Here is an 18,926-nt window from a genome sequence, read left to right as displayed (position 1 = left end):
ACGCACGTACGCGCGCGGGGGTGGTCACGGGCGACACGCTCGGCTAGGCTGCTCCTTTCCCTAGTAGCCACGAAGAGCGTAGCACCTTGACCGACGAGACCGTCCTCGCCGACCCGTCCGACATCGCCCCCATCTCCATCGTCGAGGAGATGAAGACCTCCTACCTCGATTACGCGATGAGCGTGATCGTGGCGCGCGCGCTGCCCGACGTGCGCGACGGGTTGAAGCCGGTCCACCGCCGTATCCTGTATTCCGCCAACGAGAGCGGGTTCCTCTACAATCGCCCGTATCGCAAGTCGGCGCGCATCGTCGGTGACGTGATCGGTAAATATCACCCGCACGGCGACACCGCGATCTACGACGCGCTCGCGCGCATGACGCAGGACTGGTCGATGCGGCTGCCGCTGATCGACGGTCAGGGCAACTTCGGCTCGATGGACCCCGATCCGCCCGCCGCGATGCGCTACACCGAGGCGCGGCTGGCGAAGGCGGCGAACTACCTGCTCGAGGACCTCGACAAGGACACGGTCGACTTCCAGCCGAACTACGACGGGTCGGAGCGCGAGCCGCAGGTGCTGCCCGCGCGCTTTCCCAACCTGCTCGTTAACGGCGCGGGCGGCATCGCGGTTGGCATGGCGACCAACATTCCGCCGCATAACCTCGGCGAGGTGATCGACGCGTGTTTCGCCTACCTCGACAACGGCGCGATCACGACCGAGGAACTGATGCAGATCGTTCCCGGTCCCGACTTCCCGACCGGCGCGATCATCCTCGGCCGCGCGGGCGCGCGCTCGGCCTATGAGACCGGTCGCGGCTCGATCATCGTCCGCTCACGCCACGTGATCGAGGAACGCGGCGGTCGCGAGGGTCGCCGCTCGATCGTGCTGACCTCGATACCCTACCAGCAGGGCAAGAACGCGCTGGTCGAGAAGATCGCCGAGGCGGCGAAGGACAAGCGCATCGAGGGCGTCAGCGACATTCGCGACGAGTCGAACCGCGAAGGCGTGCGGATCGTCATCGACCTGAAGCGCGACGCGACGCCCGAGGTCGTGCTCAACCAATTGTGGCGCCACACGCCGGCGCAAGGGTCGTTTGCCGCCAACATGCTCGCGATCCGCGGCGGGCGGCCCGAGCTGCTCAACCTGCGCGACATCATCGCCGCGTTCATCACCTTCCGCGAGCAGGTCATCACCCGCCGCTCGAAGTTCGAGCTCGCCAAGGCACGCGAGCGCGCGCACATCTTGCTCGGCCTCGTCATTGCGGTCACCAACCTCGACGAGATGGTGCGGATCATCCGCGGCTCGGCGAGTCCGGCCGAGGCACGGCAGAAGCTGCTCGCGCGCGAGTGGCCGATTGCCGAGATCGCGCCCTACATCCGCCTGGTCGAGGCGACCGACGTCGAGGTCACGGGCGACACCTATCGCCTGTCGGAAACGCAGGTTCGCGCGATCCTCGACCTGCGCCTCCATCGCCTGACCGCGCTCGGCCGCGACGAGATCGGCAACGAGCTCGAAGGGCTCGCGGCCTCGATCGCGGAGCTGCTCGCGATCCTGTCCGACCGCGTCAAGCTTTACGGCGTGCTGCGCGACGAGCTGCGCGAGGTGCGCGAGCTGTTCGCGACGCCGCGCCGGACCGAGATCGCCGCCGCCGCCGACGGGATCGAGGACGAGGACCTGATCGAGCGCGAGGAGATGGTCGTCACCGTCACGCTCGAGGGCTACATCAAGCGCACCCCGCTCGACGCGTTCCGCGCGCAGGCGCGCGGCGGCAAGGGTCGCGCCGGCATGGCGACCAAGGACGAGGACGTCGTCACCAAGCTGTTCGTCACCTCGACGCACACGCCGGTGCTGTTCTTCTCGACGCTCGGCCGCGTGTATCGCATGAAGGTGTGGCGCCTGCCCGAGGGCGGGCCGGCGACGCGCGGTCGCCCGATGATCAACCTCCTGCCGCTGGAGGCGGGCGAGACGATCTCGACCGTGCTGCCGCTGCCTGAAGACGAGGCCGACTGGGGCAAGCTCCACGTCATGTTCGCGACCGCGCAGGGCAGTGTGCGGCGCAATTCGATGGACGCGTTCACCAACGTGCCGTCGAACGGCAAGATCGCGATGAAGTTCGAAGGCGTCGACGCCGACGACCGGCTGATCGGCGTCGCGCTGCTCGACGAGGGCGACGACGTGCTGCTCGCCACGCGCCAGGGCAAGGCGATCCGCTTCGCCGCCGATGAAGTACGCGAGTTCCAGAGCCGCAACTCGACCGGCGTTCGCGGCATCGCGTTGAAGGGCGACGACGCGGTTATCTCGCTCTCGGTCCTTCACCGCGTCGATGCCTCGCCCGAGGAGCGCGAGCAGTATTTGCGCAACGCCCCGTGGAAGGAGCGCGAGGGCGATCTCGACATGGAGCTGACCCTGTTCGAGCGGATGCGCGGGTGTGAGGAGTTCATCCTTACCGTCTGCGCCAACGGCTATGGCAAGATTTCTTCCGCCTACGAGTATCGCCGCACCGGGCGTGGTGGTCAGGGCATCACCAACATCGACAACGTGAAGCGTAACGGCCCCGTCGTCGCCAGCTTCCCCGCGACCAAGGCGGACCAGCTGATGCTCGTCACCGATCAGGCCAAGATGATCCGCATGCCGCTGACCAGCTTGCGCATCATTGGGCGCGGTTCGGCGGGCGTGCGGCTGTTCAACGTCGCTGACGACGAGCACGTCGTCTCCGCCGCGCGGATCGATGAGGAGCCCGAGCCCGAGGACGCGGCCGAGGCGATGGTCGCGGCCGAACTCGCCGACACGGTGGAAACCGCGCCCGCCGATGATGGTTCGATCGGTGACGATGCAGCCGCCGGACCGGAGGATGGCGAATGAGCGAGACCGATAAGCCTCTCACCGCCTACAAGGTGCTGACCGCGGAGCAGATGGCGACGCTGGAGCGTGACGGTACGTTCGCGGGCGCGCCGGTCGACTTGGCAGACGGCTACATCCATCTCTCGACCGCGGACCAGCTTGCCGAGACGATCGACAAGCATTTCGCCGGGCAGGCGGACCTTCACATCGTCGCGGTCGATCTCGCCGCACACGGCGACAAGATCCGGTGGGAGCCGTCGCGCGGCGGGCAGCTTTTCCCGCATCTCTACTCAGCCATGCTGCTCGAAACCGCCATCGCCTACTCGCCGCTCGCCCGCCACGACGACGGCAGCATTCGCCTGCCGATCGCGGGCTAGGCGTAGAGGTCGATCACCGCACGCCCCTCGCCCACCGTATGAAGCAGCAGCGTGCGGTGGCAATGGCACGGGTCGCGCTCGTAGCATAACAGCGCACTGGGTATTTCGTCGGCGAGCGCCAGCATCTGCGCCGCCGCGACCTGCGCCTCGGGCAGCTCCAGCTGTGCGTCGTACACCGCCGTTAAGGTCGCGACATCGCCCTTCTTCGCCGCGTCGCGCCCCGGCTTGGGCGTGCCGAGCGCCTTCAGATGAACATAGTCGATCCCCGCCTCCTTCAACGACGCGGCCAAGGTTGACTTGGAGAAGCCCGGCCGGCGCGACAGCGGCAGCGCGCGTACGTCGATCACCCGCCGGACGCCCGCGCCGTGCAGCGCGGCGGTGAACGCGTCCAGCGTCACGCCCTCGTAGCCGATGGTGAAGATCGTCATCGCGTCGCTTCCGTTAGCGCTGCCGCCTCACGAACGACGGCGCGCCCCCATATAGGGCCTCGCCTGCCCTGCGCCGAGCGCTGCTCGGCTTCTGCGCTCGCAATGCCTTAATGCTTGTGCGTTACAAAGCGTGTCCATGCGTCCGCTGTCTGCCACCATCGATCGTCGCGACCGCCTCCTGCTCGCGTTGATCTTCGTATTGGCGCTGATCATTCGCATCGGCTTCGCGCTCGCCATGCCGTACGACAGCGGTGACTGGGTGCTCTACCGCAACGTGGCGGAGAATATCTATCGCGGCTGCGGCGTCGCAGTGACGATCCCGGGCGTCGGCGACTGCGTGCCTCATTTCGGCGGCAACCAGCTGCCGCTGTTCCCTGCCTTCGCCGCCGCGGTATGGCACCTCAGCGGGCACAGCAACGTCGCGATCCTGCTGGTGCAGAGCCTCCTCTCGGCCGCGTCGATCGCCTATCTCACCTACGCCGTCCGCCGCACCTTCACGCGCCCGGCAGCGCTGCTCGCGGGTGTCCTGCTCGCCTGTTCGCCGGTCGGCGCGATCTACGCGGGTAATCTCGAAACCGAGTTGCTGACGCTTGCCGCCACGAACTGGGTGTTGGCCGAACTGCTGCTCAGCATCGAGGTCGGCCGATTGAGGACGTGGCCGCTCGCGCTTGCCCTCACCGTCGCGGTGTGGCTGCGGATGGACTCGGTGCTACTGCTCGCACCCGTCGCGCTCGTCGCCTATGCGATCGGCCCAAAACCAAGACTACGCCGCGCGATCACCTCGTGGGGCGTCGTCACTGCGATCGTCGCCGCCTCGTGCCTCGCCTGGTCGGCGCGCAACGTCGCGGTCGGCCTGCCCGCGCTGCCGCGGCCGTGGGTGAAGACCGACGGTACCTACTTGGCGCGCGGCTACACCGACTGGGTCACGACCTGGGTCGTCGGACAGCAGGAGCGCGGCGACGCACTCTACTACGATCCGCGCGACACGCGTCACTTCCGCCTGCCCGACCACGCTTATTCCTCGCCTGAAGAACATGCCGAGGTCGACCGGCTGCTGGCGATCACGCGGGCGACACCCGGCACGACGATCCCGCCGCTCGCCGCTGCCGGATTCGAGCACCTGGCGCGAGTACGGGAGGCAGGACTTGACCCCGTCGACCGGGTCCGCCGCTTCGCCGCCCGTACCCGCGCGCTCTCCGCCCGCTGGTTCTGGCCGTTCGCGCAGGGCGTGGGTGACGGGCGCGACCGCGTCAGCGTCACCGACCTGTACCGGTTCGCGCTCACGCTCGCGGTCCTGCTCGCCGCGGCGATAGGATCCCGCCGCACGCGCCTGTTCGCCGCGGCGAGCGTGCTCTACGCCAGTGCCCGCGTGATCTTCTTTGCCGCCGGCGCGAATACCGAGCTTCGCTATCTGGTCGAACTCTCGCCCTTCTTCGAATTGACCGCAGCGCTGATCGCGGCGGAACTGCTCGCCCGGCTGGCTCTCCCTCGCTCGAACCTTGCACGGGGCGCCGCCACGACATAATCACCGCCGCCGATGCAACGCTCGGACCACCGCCCCGGAACCCTGATCCCCGGCGGCGCGGTATTCCCGCATCGTCACCTGACCGGGATCCACGGCCTCGAACCACACGAGATCACCTTCCTGCTCGACGAGGCCGAACAGTGGATCGAGGCCAATCGCGCGCCGACCACCGCGGACAAGCGGCTCGCCGGGCTGACGCAGATCAACGCTTTCTTCGAGAACTCGACCCGCACGCTGCTCAGCTTCGAGATCGCGGGCAAGCGGCTCGGCGCCGACGTCGTCAACATGCACGCGGCGCAATCGTCGGTGAAAAAGGGTGAGACGCTGATCGACACCGCGATGACGCTGAACGCGATGCGCGCCGACGTGATCGTCATTCGTCACATGAGCTCGGGCGCGGTGCGCCTGATCGCCGACAAGGTCGACTGCCCGGTACTGAACGCGGGCGACGGCCGGCACGAGCACCCGACGCAGGCGCTGCTCGACGCGCTCACCATCCGCCGCCGTTTGGGCGGCATCGCCAACAAGCGCGTCGTGATCTGCGGCGACCTGCTCCACAGCCGCGTCGCGCGATCGAACATTCTCGCACTCACCGCGCTCGCCGCCGAGGTCCGCGTCTGCGCGCCCTCGACGCTGATGCCGCCCGAGATCGAGCGCATGGGAGTCACCGCCTTCACCGATTTCGACCAGGCAATCGCGCATGCCGACGTGGTGATGATGCTGCGGCTGCAGACCGAGCGGATGTCGGGCGGCTACGTCCCCTCGATGCGCGAATATCACCTGCGCTACGGCCTGACGATGGAACGCCTCGAACGCTACGCGCCCGACGCGCTCGTCATGCATCCCGGCCCGATGAACCGCGGGGTCGAAATCGACTCGGCGGTCGCCGACCATGTCGAGCGCTCGGCCATCACCGAACAGGTCGCGATGGGCGTGGCGGTACGCATGGCGTGCCTCGACGTGCTGACCAGGCGCTCGCGCGGTGTGGAGGGTTGGGCATGAACGCGCTCCACCTCGTCAACGCACGCACCATCTGCCCCGTCGCGGGTGAAACGCAAGGCGACCTGCTGATCGTTGACGGCGTCATCGCGGACGGCATCGCGCCCGACGACGCCGTTCGCGTCGACTGCGGCGGCAAGCTGGTGCTGCCCGGCATCGTCGACCTGGGCGTCGCGACGATCGACCGTGCGGCATTCCGCGCCGGCGGTATCACCCGCGTCGCGCTGATGCCCGACCAGTCACCGGTGCTCGACGAGCCCGGCATCGTGCAGCGTTCCGCCCTGATCGGCCGGCCAGACCTGTGGATCCACCCGATCGCCGCTGCGACGCGCGGCCTCGCCGGCGCCGACCTGGCCGAGATGGCGATCTGCGCCTCCGCCGGCGCGCGCGCGGTCGGCACCGGGCGCGGGTGGATCGCCGACACGGGCGTCATGCACCGCGTGCTGACCTACGCGCGCGACCTCGACCTGCCCGTCATCGCGCACGCCGAGGATGGTGGCCTGACCGCCGGCGCGGTCGCGACCGCGGGCGAGACCGCGACCCGCCTCGGCCTGCCCGCGGCATCCTCGCTCACCGAACCGCTCGCGATCGCGCGCGACCTCATGCTGGCGGAGGAAACGGGCGCGCGGCTCCACCTGCGTCAGGTCACCACCGCGGCGGGGTTCGCGCTCGTCCGCGCGGCCAAGGCGCGCGGGGTGCGCGTCACCTGCGGGATCACGCCCACGCACCTACTGCTGTCCGACAATGCGATGAGCGATTTTCGCACCTTCGCGCATCTGTCGCCGCCGCTCCGCAGCGAGGACGACCGCAAGGCCGCGCTCGCCGCGCTCGCTGATGGCACGATCGACGTGCTGTGCTCGGGCCACGACCCGCATGGACCGGAGGAGAAGCGGCTTCCCTTTGCCGATTCGACTGCTGGCGCGGCGGGTGCGGTGACGCTGCTGCCGCTCGCACTCGGGCTGACGCGTGACGGCGTGATCGGCCTGCCGAGGCTGGTGCAGTTGCTTGCTCAGACGCCCGCACGCCTGCTCGGGATCGACGCGGGAACGCTCGTGCCCGGCATGCCCGGCGACGTCATTCTGGTCGACCCGAACGCGCCGTGGCAGATCGATGCCGACGCGACGCCCGGCGTCGCGGGCAACACGCCGTTCGATGGTCTGCCCGTACAAGGCCGCGTGCTACGCGTCTGGAAGGGCGGGCGCGAACTCTAGCGCCCGCGGCCCGCGATCACCTCAGCGCGAGGCGACCTGGACGCCTTTCGCGCCCTTCACCCAGGCGGCGACTTGATCGCCCGCCTGCTGCCGCACGAAGCAGCGACCGCCCTTGACGCGGTAGCCGCGGCACATCCGGTCGGCGTCGGCGCGCGCGAACCCGCCGACCGACAGGCGATAATAGTTGGCGCCCTTGACCGAGGCCGACATGCCCGCCGGGCTCAGCCCCGCGAAGGTCGGGTAACGACGCGACGCGCGCGCCCAGCCGTCGCGTGCCACTGCGGCATTCTCGTACGCGCCCAATTGAACGTACCAGTGACCCGGCGCGGGTGCCTTCACGGCGACCTTCTCAACTTGTGGCTTGGGCATCGGCTCGGCGCCGCGCACCTTGTAGGCACCCTGCGGCTTGATCAGGCTGGCGAGCCGCACCGGCTCCGGCTTCGCCTCACGCGGCGTGGCCGGCTCGGGCGCGGGTGCCTGCGCTACCTGGATCTCGTCGATCGCGGGCTGCGGCGCTGCGGCCGCGACCTGCTTCGGTGCTGCCTCCGGCGGACCGGGCATATAATTGTCGACCGGGTCGGCTGCGGCAAGCCGCGTCGGGGCGACCGCGGCGTTCAGCGCGATCGCGACCGGCTGTCCGGGGTCGGCCGCCGGCGTGATGCCCAGCAGGCTCGCCACCTGCGACGCCGACGAGGTCGGGTGCGCGAACGCCGCCCACTCGATAATCCGCATGTCGGCCTCCGCCGGGTTCATGTCGTATCCGATCAGCGTGCGTGCATCCTGCCACCGCCCGCCGAGCGCGAGCGCGAGCGCGAGGTTCTGCCGCGTCTTGGCATCGGCATCGGGCGCGCGCGCCGCCGCGGTCAGTACCTCGATCCCCGCGTTCGGATCACCCGCCAGCGCGATGGCGAGACCGCGGTCGACCGGCGCGATCACGTTGGCGTGGCCGTCCAGCATCTGCCGCGCGGCGTCCCACTGCCCGAGCGCCGTCTGTGCCAGCGCGAGGTTCAGCGCCGCCTTCGCATTCGCGGGTTGCAGCGACAGCACGTCGCCGTAAGTCGCGCGCGCCGAGTCGAACCGGCCGGCACGCAGATACGCATTGCCCAGGATCATGCGATAGCCCGCATCGCCCGGGCTGTTCGCCACTGCCGCCTCAGCGAAGCGGACCGCCTTGTCCCACTTCTGCTTGCCCAGCATCGCCGATGCCTTGCGCGCGTAGCCCGCCGCCTTTTTCGGATCGCTGCGCTGCGTGGCAACGGCCGGGTCGATCGACTGTACGACCATCACGCCGCCGCTTCCCAGCAGCAGCGCCGACAGGCCGATGCCTACCAGCTTCTTTGCCGAGCACCTGTTTGCAGAAAGCGTCACCATCGTCGTCCCCACCGCTTCGTCGCCGACACGTGCCCACGCTAAGGAGCGCGCGTCGCTGAATGCCGGCGGGCGGCGTGCCGAGAGCGCGAACGCCCGCCTGTGTCGAAACGGGAATGGCAGAGGCTGCTCAACATACCGTTAACGCCCATGCCGCGTGGTTAAGCCACTTTCACCAACGCGCCGCCTCGGGCATGATGCGACAACGGTTTTGGGGCGGGAACGGCGATGAAGACGCGTTTGGTGGTGCTGGCAGCGGCGATGATGGCGGCGACGCCCGCGTTCGCGGACGTGAAGGCGGGCGTGGAGGCATGGAGCCGCGGCGACTATCCCGCCGCCGTCGCGCAGTGGCGCGCCCCTGCCGCCGCGGGCGACGCCGACGCGCAGTTCAACCTCGGGCAGGCGTACAAATTAGGGCGCGGCGTGCCCGCCGATCAGGCGCAGGCGACCGAACTATACCGCAAGGCCGCGGCGCAGGGGCATCCGCAGGCGACCGACAATTACGCGCTCGCGCTGTTCCAGTCGGGCAAGAAGGCCGACGCGCTGCCCTGGCTGGAAAAGTCGGTGGCGCGCGACGAAAAGCGCACCGAGCTCGTGCTCGGCACGATGCTGTTCAACGGCGACGGCGTGCCGCGCGACTGGACCCGCGCCTATGCGCTCGTCACCCGATCGTCGCAGCAGGGCCTGCCGCAAGGATCGCAGACGCTGGCGCAGATGGACAAATACATCCCCGAGGATCAGCGCCGACAGGGTATCGCGCTCGCACAGCAGATCGAGTCCCGCGGCCGCGCGGCGAACACCGCACCCGCTGCGGCGCTCGCGGCGGCGGAGCCGGGTACCCGACCGCAGCCCGCGCCATCACGCACGACCCCGCCGCCTGCCCGCGCCGGCGCTTCCTACGCGCAGCCCGGTCGGTCCGAGCGGATGGAGCAATCCCGGCAACGCGCGCAGACCGAGCGTCCCGCGCCCGTCACGCCGGCACGCACGGCCGCGGCAAAGCCGGCGCCCGAGCGGGCGGCACCGGAACGAGCCGCACCCGCGAAGGCGAGCGGCGGCGCCTACCGCGTCCAGCTCGGCGCCTTCGCCAACGATGCGAACGCGCGCAGCCTGTGGTCGCGCGTCGGCAGCCGCGTCGGCGGCACGGCGAGCTTCGCGCGCAGCGGCGGCATTACGCGGCTCCAGGCGAGCGGCTTCGCCAGCAAGACGGAAGCGCAGCGTGCCTGCGCGCGCGCCGGCAGCGGCTGCGTGGTGCTGCCGCGCTGATCGTGTTGCGAGGAGGGTGATCGTCGGGCCGGCACATCGGTGCGGGGTGACCTCGCCGATGCGCTGCGCTTCGCCGCACCGGTGCGGCTTCTCACCGCTTCAAGCCGGGAGCAGGCTGTCCTACAGCTTGCCCGTCGCGCATCGATGATCCCGGTCGCGCGCCCGCCCGCGCGCCCGTGCATCTGCGTCGGCGTGTGACCTTTGTAATCTTCCGGCGGCTTGGCGGCAGCGGCGCTTGGGCCTAGAACAGCTGCCAAAGGAGCCGTTCGCATGACCGCCACCCTCGCCACCCGCACCGACTGGAGCGCGCTCGGCGCCGAGCAGCTCGCCGACACGATCGCGCTGCGCCGCGCGATCCACGCCGAGCCCGAGGTCGGTCTCCACTGCCCGCGCACGACCGAGAAGGCGAAGGCCGCGCTCGCCGGCCTGCCGCTCGAGATCCACGACAGCACCTCTACCACCGGCTTCGTCGCGATCCTGCGCGGCGGTCGCGCCGGCGGGGCGGGCTCGAACGGCCGCACGGTCCTGCTGCGCGGCGACATGGACGCGTTGCCGATGGAGGAGGAAACCGGGCTCCCCTTCGCGTCCACCATCCCCGGTGCGATGCACGCGTGCGGCCACGACGCGCACACCGCGATGCTCGCCGGCGCCGCCAAGGCATTGTGTGCCCGCCGCGACGAACTGTCGGGCACGATCGTGTTCATGTTCCAGCCGGGCGAAGAGGGTCATCACGGCGCGCGCTGGATGATCGAGGACGGCCTGCTCGATGTCGCCCGGCCCGAGGCCGCGTTCGCGCTCCACATCTCACCCAACGCGCCCGCCGGCGTGTTCGTCAGCCGCGAAGGCGCGCTGCTCGCCTCGACCGACACCGTGCTCGCCACGATCAAGGGCCGGGGTGGACACGCCGCGATGCCGCACGAGTGCGTCGATCCGATCCCGGTCGCCTGCGCGATCGTCACCGCGCTTCAGGCTCATGTCGCGCGCCGCGTGCCCGTCGCCGATCCCGCCGTGCTGACGATCACGCAGATCCACGCCGGCTCGTCGCACAATATTATTCCTTCAGAGGTCAAGCTGATGGGCACGCTGCGTACGCTGTCGCCGACCACGCGCGAGGCGATGCGCGCCGCGTTCCGCCAGATCTGCGAGAACATCGCCGCCGCACACGATTGCACCGCCGAGGTGAGCATCGACGAGGGCTATCCGGTCACCATGAACGACCCCCGCGCGACCGGGCTGATGCGCGGCCTCGCGACCGAGATCAGCGGCGAGCACGGCTGGTCGGTGATGCCCGCGCCGATGATGGGCGGCGAGGACTTCTCCTACGTGCTGCGCGAGGTGCCGGGCGCGATGGCCTTCATCGGCGTCGCACCCGAAGGCACCGATCCGCGCACCAACCCGCCGCTTCACAACACCCGCATGACGATCGACGAGTCGGTCATGGCAAAGGGGATCGCGATGCACTGCGCGATCGCCGAGCGTTTCCTGGAGAACGGCCTCGACTGACAGCACCTCAGCGGTAGCGCGGCTGCGCGACGCCACCCGCGCCGCGCACGACGCGGTCGATGCCGCGTTCGGCGGCTATGATCTGTCGAAGCGCGACGACTATCGCCGCTTCCTCGTCGCGCATGCCCGCGCGCTGCCCGCGGCCGAGCAGGCGCTCGGCGCGCTCGCATTCGCCCGCACGCTGCCGCCGCGCGCGCCGCTGTTGGAACACGACCTCGCCGACCTAGGCGAGCGGATGCCAGCGCCGCTGCCATTCGCCTGCACCGATGAAGCCGGTTTGTGGGGCGCGCTCTACGTGGTGGAGGGGTCGCGGCTCGGCGGCGTCATGCTGGCCAGGTTGGTTGGCTCCGACCTGCCGCATCGCTACCTCGCCGCCGCGCACGGACCCGGCCAGTGGCGCGCGATCCGCGAGGCGATCGACGCCGCCGGCCGCGACGCCTCAGCCGAATGGTACGACGCATTGCTCAGCGGAGCGGCAGCGACCTTCGACCTCTATGCGCAGGCCGCGCGATTGGGCGAACCCGCGCTCGCGCCGGTCTGAGCAGCCGAACCTCAGTCCTCTTCGATCGGTGCGGTCAGCACTGCACGTAAGCCAGGCTGATTGTCCTGATACTCGACCTCGCCGCCGATCCGCTGCACCACCGCGCTCATCATCCGGCTGCCGAAACCGACGTTATCGCCCTGCTTGCCACGGCCTTGGTCGGCGACGATCAGCCGCAGCTTGTTGCGGTGCTGCTCCAGCACGAGCTCGATCGGGCCGGGCTGGTCGGGCGAGTAAGCGTATTTCGTCGCGTTGGTGATCAGCTCGGCCGCGATCAGCCCGACGTTCACCGCGCGATCAGTCGGGATCAGCACCGGCGCCAGCTCCGCCGACAGCCGGTTGCCCCAGTCACGCCCCAGCGACGTGCGCATGTCGTCGAGCAATTCGGTCAGGTAGCGCGACAGGTCGATGGTCGCGATCTGGTCGTCGCGGTAGAGCCGGCGGTGGACCAGAGCCACGGCGGACAGCCGCGATCGCGCTTCCTGCAACTGGTCCGCTACCTCGCCCGGCCCGGCGGCACGTGCCTGCAACATCAGGAACGATGCGACGAGCTGCAGGCTGTTCTGCACGCGGTGGTCGACCTCGCGCATCAGCAGATCCTTCTGCGCCAGCGCGGCGTCCTTGTCCGCATTTGCGCGGCTCAGGTCGGCGTTGACGCGGCGCAACTCGCCCAGCAGCCCCGCCTCGCGCAGCATGCGCCGCAACCGTTGCGCGGCATCGACCTGCTCGAGCGTCCAGCGGCGCGCCCGGCCCCGCACCGTCTGCGTCCACGTCTCGAACGAGGAACGCGGCGTCAGCGTCGCATTCGGATCGTGACGAACCGCCTTGTGCGGGTTACCCGCCCATTCGACCTCTTCGACTTCCTCGGCGCGCAGCCACAGCAGCGTCAGCCGCTCCTGCGGCAAGCTGATCGCCAGCACGCCCGCGAACGGCGACAGCCCCGCCGCATCTTCCCAATCGGCGCCGAGTTCGCGCGTCGAGAACACGCTCGCATCGTCGCGCCGCCCCACCCATGTGGCGAGCTTTCGCACCTTGTCGTCGGTGGGGCAGAAACCGGTCGTCTCCACCTTCTCGCCGACGATCGCGAAGCCGTCCGCGCCCATCATACGCCGTAGGTCCTCGCGCCGACGCGCGAGCACGCGGTCGAGCCGCTCGTCGCCGAACAACGCCGGGAGCAGCGTGTCTTCCTCGGTCCTGAGCGCCAGCCGCTCGCGATAGCTCTCGGCCTCCTCCTTGGCGGTGATCTGCCGCGAAAGCCCGCCCGCCAGCGCCGCCGCCACCGTTCGCACGTCGCGCGACAGCCGCTTGGGCGCGTGGTGATGGCACGCGATCAAACCCCACAGCATGCCGTCCTTGACGATCGAGATCGACGCCGACGCGCCCACCCCCATGTTCCGCAGGTACTGCATGTGGATCGGCGACACGCTGCGGATCGCCACGTCGCTCAGATCGACGCCCGCGAAGGCGGCGGGGCGAATTGGCTGCGGGTCGTACTCCACGGTCGGAATGACGCGCGTACGATTGCGGACATAGAGCGCGCGCGCCTGCCGCGGGATATCGCTCGCCGGGAAATGGTGGTTGAGGAACGTGTCGAGCGAGGGATCGCGATCCTCCGCCACGACATAACCCGCCTCGTCGTCGAGGAAGCGGTACACCATCACCCGATCGAACCCGGTCAGGGTGCGAAAGGCGACCGCCGCGCGCTCGCACAATGCTTTCAGCGACGCCGTTCGCTCGAACCCGCTCGCCGTCGCGTCGAGCCAGCCGAGCGTTTCCGCGGCCCCGCGGGCATGCTCGTCGACCGGCTCGAGCTCGGCGAGCAGGTACGCACCCGAGCGATGGAAGGCGAGGTCGTGACCATGCACCACGCCGCCGATCACGGTACCGCCAGGCCCCGCCGCCGCGCGCTCCAGCACCGCGGCGACATCGATGCCGAGCACGTCGGACAGGGTGAGGCCGAGCCAGTCGGGCGACAGGACGCCCTCGATGTCGCCGGCCCCTGCAACGATCGTCAGCGTCTGCGGCTCGGCGATCAGCAACAGACCGTGCGGCTGTACCGCGCCGGGAATGTGGATCGGCTCGCGATCGCACGTGGTCAGGTCTAGCTGGGCTGCCACCCCCACCTCCCGCGCCGCCAATCCATCGCCCGCCAAACGCCACTCCTGCACACGTTATGTTCTTGCCCTAGAACACAATGGCGCGGCACCGCTAGTGTCCGCGCGCGATCGCGGACCCGATCTGGAATTGCCAAGCCGGAACGTGCATCCATACTGCCAAGCTCGCCTGCTGAGCTGTCGGATACCGACGCTCACAACAGCCAGCAACGCCCTTGTCTGCCCGCCGTAACTTTTGTTGTGTGACGGGAGCGAGCGCCCTACGCTCTCCACGAGGGAAAAAAGGGAGGACGGCGTGGGGCGACCACCATTGCACGGCATTCGCGTGATTGAATTCGCGGGCATCGGCCCCGGACCGTTCGCAGGCATGATGCTCGCCGACCACGGGGCGGAAGTGATCCGCATCGATCGCGTGAGAGACGGTGCAGCTACGCTCGACGCTGCCGACCCGCTCCTGCGCAGCCGTACGTCGCTGTCGCTCGACCTCAAAGACCCACGCGCGATTGCGGCGGTCCGGCGGATCGTGCGGGATGCCGACGCGCTGATCGAGGGATTTCGCCCCGATGTGATGGAGCGGCTCGGCCTAGGTCCCGACGTGTTGCTCGGCGACAATCCACGGCTCGTCTACGGCCGCATGACGGGCTGGGGACAGACCGGTCCGCGCGCGCACGAGCCCGGCCACGACATCAACTATATCGCGCTATCAGGCGTGCTGCACGCGCTGGGGCGCGCCGGCGAGAAGCCGACGCCGCCGATCAATCTGGCGGGCGATTTCGGCGGCGGTGCGATGTTCCTCGTCTTCGGCATGCTCGCAGCACTCCTCCACGCGCAGCGCACCGGCGAGGGGCAGGTGGTCGACGCGGCGATGACCGAAGGCTCGTCGCTGCTCATGTCGATGATGTGGGGCTTTCGCAAGCTGGGCCGCTGGCGCGACGAGCGCGGTACCAACCTGCTCGACACCGCGGCGCACTTCTACGACACCTACGAGACGAGCGATGGAAAGTACGTCTCGCTCGGCGCGATCGAACCGCAATTCTACGCCGAATTTCGCCGGGTCCTCGCGCTCGACGACGCGCGGTGGGACCGGCAGATGGACCCGCGCGTCTGGCCCGACTTGAAGCAGGAACTCACCGCGCTGTTCCGCACCCGCACCCGCGACGATTGGGTCGCGCTGTTCGACGGACACGACATCTGCTTCGCGCCCGTGCTCGGCTTCGACGAGGCGCGCGCCGACCCGCACAATGTCGCGCGCGGCGCCTTCGTGGAGGCGGGCGGCGTGCCGCAACCGGCCCCCGCCCCGCGCTACTCGGTCAGCGAAACCGTCGCACCGAAGATGGCCGGGGCCCGCGACGATCGCACCGTGCTGCGCACCCTCGGCTTCGCAGACGACGAGATCACCGCGCTAGGCCATTGATCGTCGAGGGAACCCTTGTACCTGCCGCGCGCAATCTCGCTCGCGGCAGGCTCGTTTGCGATCAGGCTACAACGACCGGCTTGCGCGCGAACACGCCGTAGGCGGCGATGACGAGGTAGCACAACGCCGGCAGGACCAGCGCGAACTGCAGACTGCCGCTCGTGTCGGCGAGCTGCCCGGTCAAATAGGGCACGATCGCGCCACCGACGATCGCGGTCGCGATGACGCCCGACCCTTCCGCCGCACGCTTGCCCAGCCCTTCGCTGGCGAGCGAGAAGATCGTCGGGAACATGATCGAATTGACCAGCCCGATCGCCAGCAGCGACCAGCCCGCGATCGCGCCCTGCGCATTGGCGGAGATCAGTATCAGCGTGATCGCGCCCGCCGCGACCGCTGCCAGCACCTTGCCCGGCGACACCTTGGTCAGCACCCAGGCGCCGATGAAGCGCCCGACGAGCGCCCCGCCCCAGTAGAACGGCACATGGTCGCCCGCGACCTTGTCGGCGACACCCCAGACACTCGGCTGCATCAGGTAATTGACGATCAGCGACCCGATCGAAACCTCGGCGCCGACGTAGAGGAAGATGCAGGCCACGCCCCAGGCGAAACGCGGACGCTTGAGCAGCGTCAACGCGTGGAAGATGCTGCCCGCGTCTTCCTGCTCCTCGTTCAACCGGTTGCGCCGCGTCCACACGACGGCGGCGATCACCAGCAGCGCGACCGCGAGCCCCAGATAAGTGTGGACGATCGTGCGCGAACTCTCCGCGCGGTAGGCGTCGAGCGCCGCGCCGGTCAGCGTCGATGCGCTCTGGTTGGCGAGCCCGCCCAGGATCAGCGCCGATCCCGCGAGCGGGAAGAGCGTGGTGCCGAGCGAGTTGAACCCCTGCGCGAAGGTCAGCCGGCTCGACGCGCTCTGCGGCTTGCCCAACAGCGAGATCAGCGGGTTGGCGACCACCTGCACGATGGTGATGCCGGCGCCCAGCACGAACAGCGCGACTAGGAACAGCCCGAACGCGGCGTTGGCCGACGCCGGAATGAACAGCAGACACCCTGCCGTCATCGTCACCAGCCCGATCGAGGCGGTCCGCATATAGCCGAACCGCCGCACGATCCCCGCGGCAGGCAGCGAGAACAATGCGTAGGCGAAGAAGAACGCCGTCTGCACCAGCATCGCCGAGGCGTGGGTGAGCGTGAACAGCTCCTTCAGCTTCGGAATGATGATGTCGTTCAGGCTGGTGATACCGCCGAAGATGAAGAACAGCGCGAAGACGAAGATGCGCAAATCCGGCGCGTCGTACCCGTGGCTCGCATCCCCGCTCGCCGCCGGAGCCGAATTCATTGCCTGCATACGCCCGTCACTCCCCTCACCGATCGCGCCCGCGGCGCGTCGCCCCTCTTGTCCCAACAAAGCAGTTGTCAGCCCGCGACATGCGCTATGACACCGTCCATGACGCGTCTAACCGTGAACAACGAACCGGTCGAGTATCTGATGGTCGCGGATACGCCGCTGCTGTGGGCGCTACGCGACGGCTCCAACCTGACGGGCGCGAAGTACGGCTGCGGGACGGGTAGCTGTGGTGCGTGCACGGTCGACGTGGACGGCCGCGCGGTGCGTTCGTGCCAAATTCCGCTATCGCGCTGCGAGGGTGCGTTCGTGACCACGATCGAGGGGCTCGCGCGCGAACGCGATCACCCCGTCCAGTTGGCGCTTCTGGCGGAGAACGTGACGCAGTGCGGATTCTGCATCCCCGGCATCGTCATGGCGGCGGCCGCGCTGCTCAAGCGCAACACGCTGGCGAGCGAGGAGCAGATCAGGTCCGCGATCACCAACGTCTGCCCTTGTGGTATCTACCCGCGGCTGGTGGCCGCGATTCAGCGCGCCGGGCGCGCCATGCGCGGCGATGAAGTGATCCCCGCCGGCGCGCGCCCCGGCATCGATCCCGCGGACGCGGCTCGCGCAACCCCCGCGCTTAGTCCTCGATGATGCGGCTCGTTGTGCGCGTGTCCGGCATTCGGAGATAGGTGACGAGCGACACCGCAATCATCGCGGTCAGATACCAGTAGAAACCCTGCTCCCATCCAGCCTGCTTGAACTTAAGCGCGACCGCCTCAGCCGTCCCGCCGAACAGCGCGTTCGCGACCGCGTACGGGAACGCGACGCCAAGCGCGCGTATGTGTGCCGGGAACAACTCCGCCTTCACCACCGCGTTGATCGAGGTGTAGCCGGTCACGATCACGAGCGCGAACAGAACGATGGCGAACGCCGCCGCCGCGCTGTCGGTGTGCTGCAGCGCCCAGAAGATCGGCCAGGTGAATACGACACCCGCAATCCCGAACGCCACCATCAACGGCTTGCGCCCGACCCGATCGGACAGCGCGCCGGCGAGCGGTTGCAGGCACATGAAGACGAACAACGTCCCCGCGCTGATCCAGGTCGCGGTTTGGCGCGAAAAGCCCGCCGAATTGGCGAGGAATTTCTGCATGTAGATTGAGTAAGCGTAGAAGGCGAGCGTTCCGCCAGCGGTCAGCAGCAGAACCGTCACGAACTCGCGCGGGTGCTGCCGCAGCAGTGCCAGCAACCCTGATCGCCCGTCGCCCGCGTTCCTCGCATTCTCGAAGCTTTCCGTCTCGGCCAACCTGCGGCGCAACCAGAACACCGCCACCGCCAGCACGCCGCCGATCGCGAACGGGATGCGCCAGCCCCATGCCTCAAGCTCACTTTCGCTCATCACCGACTGGAGCAGCAGGAGCACGCACAATGCGGTCAGCTGTCCCGCGATCAGCGTGACATATTGGAAACTGGAGAAGAACCCGCGGCGTTCGCGCCCCGCCATCTCGGAAAGGTACGTCGCGCTCGCACCATATTCGCCGCCGACCGACAGCCCTTGCATCAGCCGCGCGAGTGTCAGGATTATGGGTGCGAGCCACCCGATCGACGCATAGGTCGGCGTCACGGCGATTAGCAGCGAGCCCGCGCACATCAGCGTCACCGACAATGTCAGCCCCGCCTTACGCCCGCGCCGGTCGGCGTAGATGCCCATCACCCATCCCCCGACCGGCCGCATGACGAACCCGACCGCGAAGACGATCGCGCTATTCAGCAGCTGGGTCGTCTGATCGGCCGCGGGAAAGAACTGCCCGGCAAAATAGAGCGTGAACGACGAGTAAGCGTACCAGTCGTACCATTCGACGAGATTACCCGCCGATCCACCAAGGATCGAGCGAAGTCGGTGGCCGCGGTCTTGGCTCACGCTAGATGCCCACGGTTGTGGAGGCCAGCCGATGGCCAGCCCTCGTACCGACCAGCACTTCCGTCATAATTACTCCTCGCATCGTCACCTCT

At 68.8% G+C, this 18,926-nt stretch carries 16 protein-coding genes; 10 read left to right on the top strand and 6 right to left on the bottom strand.

All coding sequences use genetic code 11. From position 1 onward, the window contains the following. Window positions 1–86: 86 nt before the first annotated feature. Together gyrA and BMW51_RS14360 are read left to right on the top strand one after the other, a co-directional pair. Window positions 87–2,861: a DNA gyrase subunit A gene (gene gyrA, locus BMW51_RS14365; protein WP_093007628.1), complete on the top strand. Its 2,775-nt coding sequence runs from the start codon at window positions 87–89 to the stop codon at window positions 2,859–2,861. Beyond that, entirely contained in the window at window positions 2,858–3,217 is a 360-nt protein-coding gene (locus BMW51_RS14360; RefSeq protein ID WP_093007626.1) for a DUF952 domain-containing protein, read from the top strand. Before gyrA ends, BMW51_RS14360 begins: the two co-directional genes overlap by 4 nt. Here BMW51_RS14360 and BMW51_RS14355 read toward each other — a convergent pair. Beyond that, on the bottom strand, window positions 3,214–3,645 hold the full coding sequence (locus tag BMW51_RS14355) for a DUF488 domain-containing protein (RefSeq protein WP_093007624.1): 432 nt from the start codon (window positions 3,643–3,645) through the stop codon (window positions 3,214–3,216). The two genes, BMW51_RS14360 and BMW51_RS14355, sit on opposite strands and share 4 nt — an antisense overlap. A 136-nt stretch (window positions 3,646–3,781) precedes the next feature. Between BMW51_RS14355 and BMW51_RS14350 the strand changes: the two genes are divergently transcribed. The 3 genes from BMW51_RS14350 to BMW51_RS14340 are packed head-to-tail and all read left to right on the top strand — an operon-like array spanning window position 3,782 to window position 7,380. Continuing rightward, the gene (locus BMW51_RS14350; RefSeq protein ID WP_093007622.1) at window positions 3,782–5,170 is read left to right on the top strand and encodes a glycosyltransferase family 39 protein; all 1,389 of its coding nucleotides are present in this window, start codon (window positions 3,782–3,784) and stop codon (window positions 5,168–5,170) included. 12 nt (window positions 5,171–5,182) lie between these two features. Continuing rightward, on the top strand, window positions 5,183–6,172 hold the full coding sequence (locus BMW51_RS14345) for an aspartate carbamoyltransferase catalytic subunit (protein ID WP_093007620.1): 990 nt from the start codon (window positions 5,183–5,185) through the stop codon (window positions 6,170–6,172). Further along, a complete protein-coding gene (locus BMW51_RS14340; protein ID WP_093007618.1) occupies window positions 6,169–7,380 on the top strand; it encodes a dihydroorotase in 1,212 nt (403 codons plus the stop codon). The genes BMW51_RS14345 and BMW51_RS14340 overlap by 4 nt, the downstream gene beginning before the upstream one ends. 21 nt (window positions 7,381–7,401) lie before the next feature. On the opposite strand, the gene BMW51_RS14335 is transcribed toward BMW51_RS14340, so the two are convergent. Next, window positions 7,402–8,751, bottom strand: coding sequence for an SPOR domain-containing protein (locus BMW51_RS14335; protein ID WP_093007616.1), 1,350 nt, complete (start codon window positions 8,749–8,751; stop codon window positions 7,402–7,404). A gap of 225 nt (window positions 8,752–8,976) precedes the next feature. On the opposite strand from BMW51_RS14335, the gene BMW51_RS14330 reads away from it, so the two are divergent. Both BMW51_RS14330 and BMW51_RS14325 read left to right on the top strand, forming a co-directional pair. Beyond that, window positions 8,977–10,011, top strand: a complete 1,035-nt coding sequence (locus BMW51_RS14330; protein ID WP_093007614.1) for an SPOR domain-containing protein — start codon at window positions 8,977–8,979, stop codon at window positions 10,009–10,011. A 270-nt stretch (window positions 10,012–10,281) separates the two neighbouring features. Beyond that, window positions 10,282–11,514, top strand: coding sequence for a M20 metallopeptidase family protein (locus BMW51_RS14325; RefSeq protein ID WP_093007612.1), 1,233 nt, complete (start codon window positions 10,282–10,284; stop codon window positions 11,512–11,514). 7 nt (window positions 11,515–11,521) lie between these two features. Here BMW51_RS14325 and BMW51_RS16295 read toward each other — a convergent pair whose 3' ends face one another. Beyond that, window positions 11,522–11,725, bottom strand: a complete 204-nt coding sequence (locus tag BMW51_RS16295) for a hypothetical protein (RefSeq protein WP_245708561.1) — start codon at window positions 11,723–11,725, stop codon at window positions 11,522–11,524. Here BMW51_RS16295 and BMW51_RS14320 point away from each other — a divergent pair. Beyond that, window positions 11,717–12,055 carry a heme oxygenase-like domain-containing protein gene (locus tag BMW51_RS14320; protein ID WP_245708560.1) on the top strand — a complete coding sequence of 113 codons (339 nt, stop codon included), beginning with the start codon at window positions 11,717–11,719 and terminating at the stop codon, window positions 12,053–12,055. The genes BMW51_RS16295 and BMW51_RS14320 overlap by 9 nt on opposite strands. Window positions 12,056–12,066: 11 nt before the next feature. On the opposite strand, the gene BMW51_RS14315 is transcribed toward BMW51_RS14320, so the two are convergent. Further along, window positions 12,067–14,172, bottom strand: a complete 2,106-nt coding sequence (locus BMW51_RS14315) for a histidine kinase dimerization/phosphoacceptor domain -containing protein (RefSeq protein ID WP_245708559.1) — start codon at window positions 14,170–14,172, stop codon at window positions 12,067–12,069. 292 nt (window positions 14,173–14,464) lie between these two features. Between BMW51_RS14315 and BMW51_RS14310 the strand changes: the two genes are divergently transcribed. Then, the gene (locus BMW51_RS14310) at window positions 14,465–15,583 is read left to right on the top strand and encodes a CaiB/BaiF CoA transferase family protein (protein WP_093007608.1); all 1,119 of its coding nucleotides are present in this window, start codon (window positions 14,465–14,467) and stop codon (window positions 15,581–15,583) included. A gap of 61 nt (window positions 15,584–15,644) precedes the next feature. On the opposite strand, the gene BMW51_RS14305 is transcribed toward BMW51_RS14310, so the two are convergent. Continuing rightward, window positions 15,645–16,931: a sugar MFS transporter gene (locus BMW51_RS14305; RefSeq protein WP_093007606.1), complete on the bottom strand. Its 1,287-nt coding sequence runs from the start codon at window positions 16,929–16,931 to the stop codon at window positions 15,645–15,647. Between the two features lie 99 nt (window positions 16,932–17,030). Between BMW51_RS14305 and BMW51_RS14300 the strand changes: the two genes are divergently transcribed. Then, window positions 17,031–17,567 carry a (2Fe-2S)-binding protein gene (locus BMW51_RS14300; protein ID WP_093007604.1) on the top strand — a complete coding sequence of 179 codons (537 nt, stop codon included), beginning with the start codon at window positions 17,031–17,033 and terminating at the stop codon, window positions 17,565–17,567. On the opposite strand, the gene BMW51_RS14295 is transcribed toward BMW51_RS14300, so the two are convergent. Then, a complete protein-coding gene (locus BMW51_RS14295; protein ID WP_245708558.1) occupies window positions 17,554–18,834 on the bottom strand; it encodes an MFS transporter in 1,281 nt (426 codons plus the stop codon). The genes BMW51_RS14300 and BMW51_RS14295 overlap by 14 nt on opposite strands. Window positions 18,835–18,926: the final 92 nt, after the last annotated feature.

The sequence above is a fragment of the Sphingomonas palmae genome (assembly GCF_900109565.1).
GTDB lineage: Bacteria > Pseudomonadota > Alphaproteobacteria > Sphingomonadales > Sphingomonadaceae > Sphingomonas > Sphingomonas palmae.
Note: the sequence above shows the minus strand (reverse complement) of the source record. Positions and strands in the feature narration are given on the sequence as shown.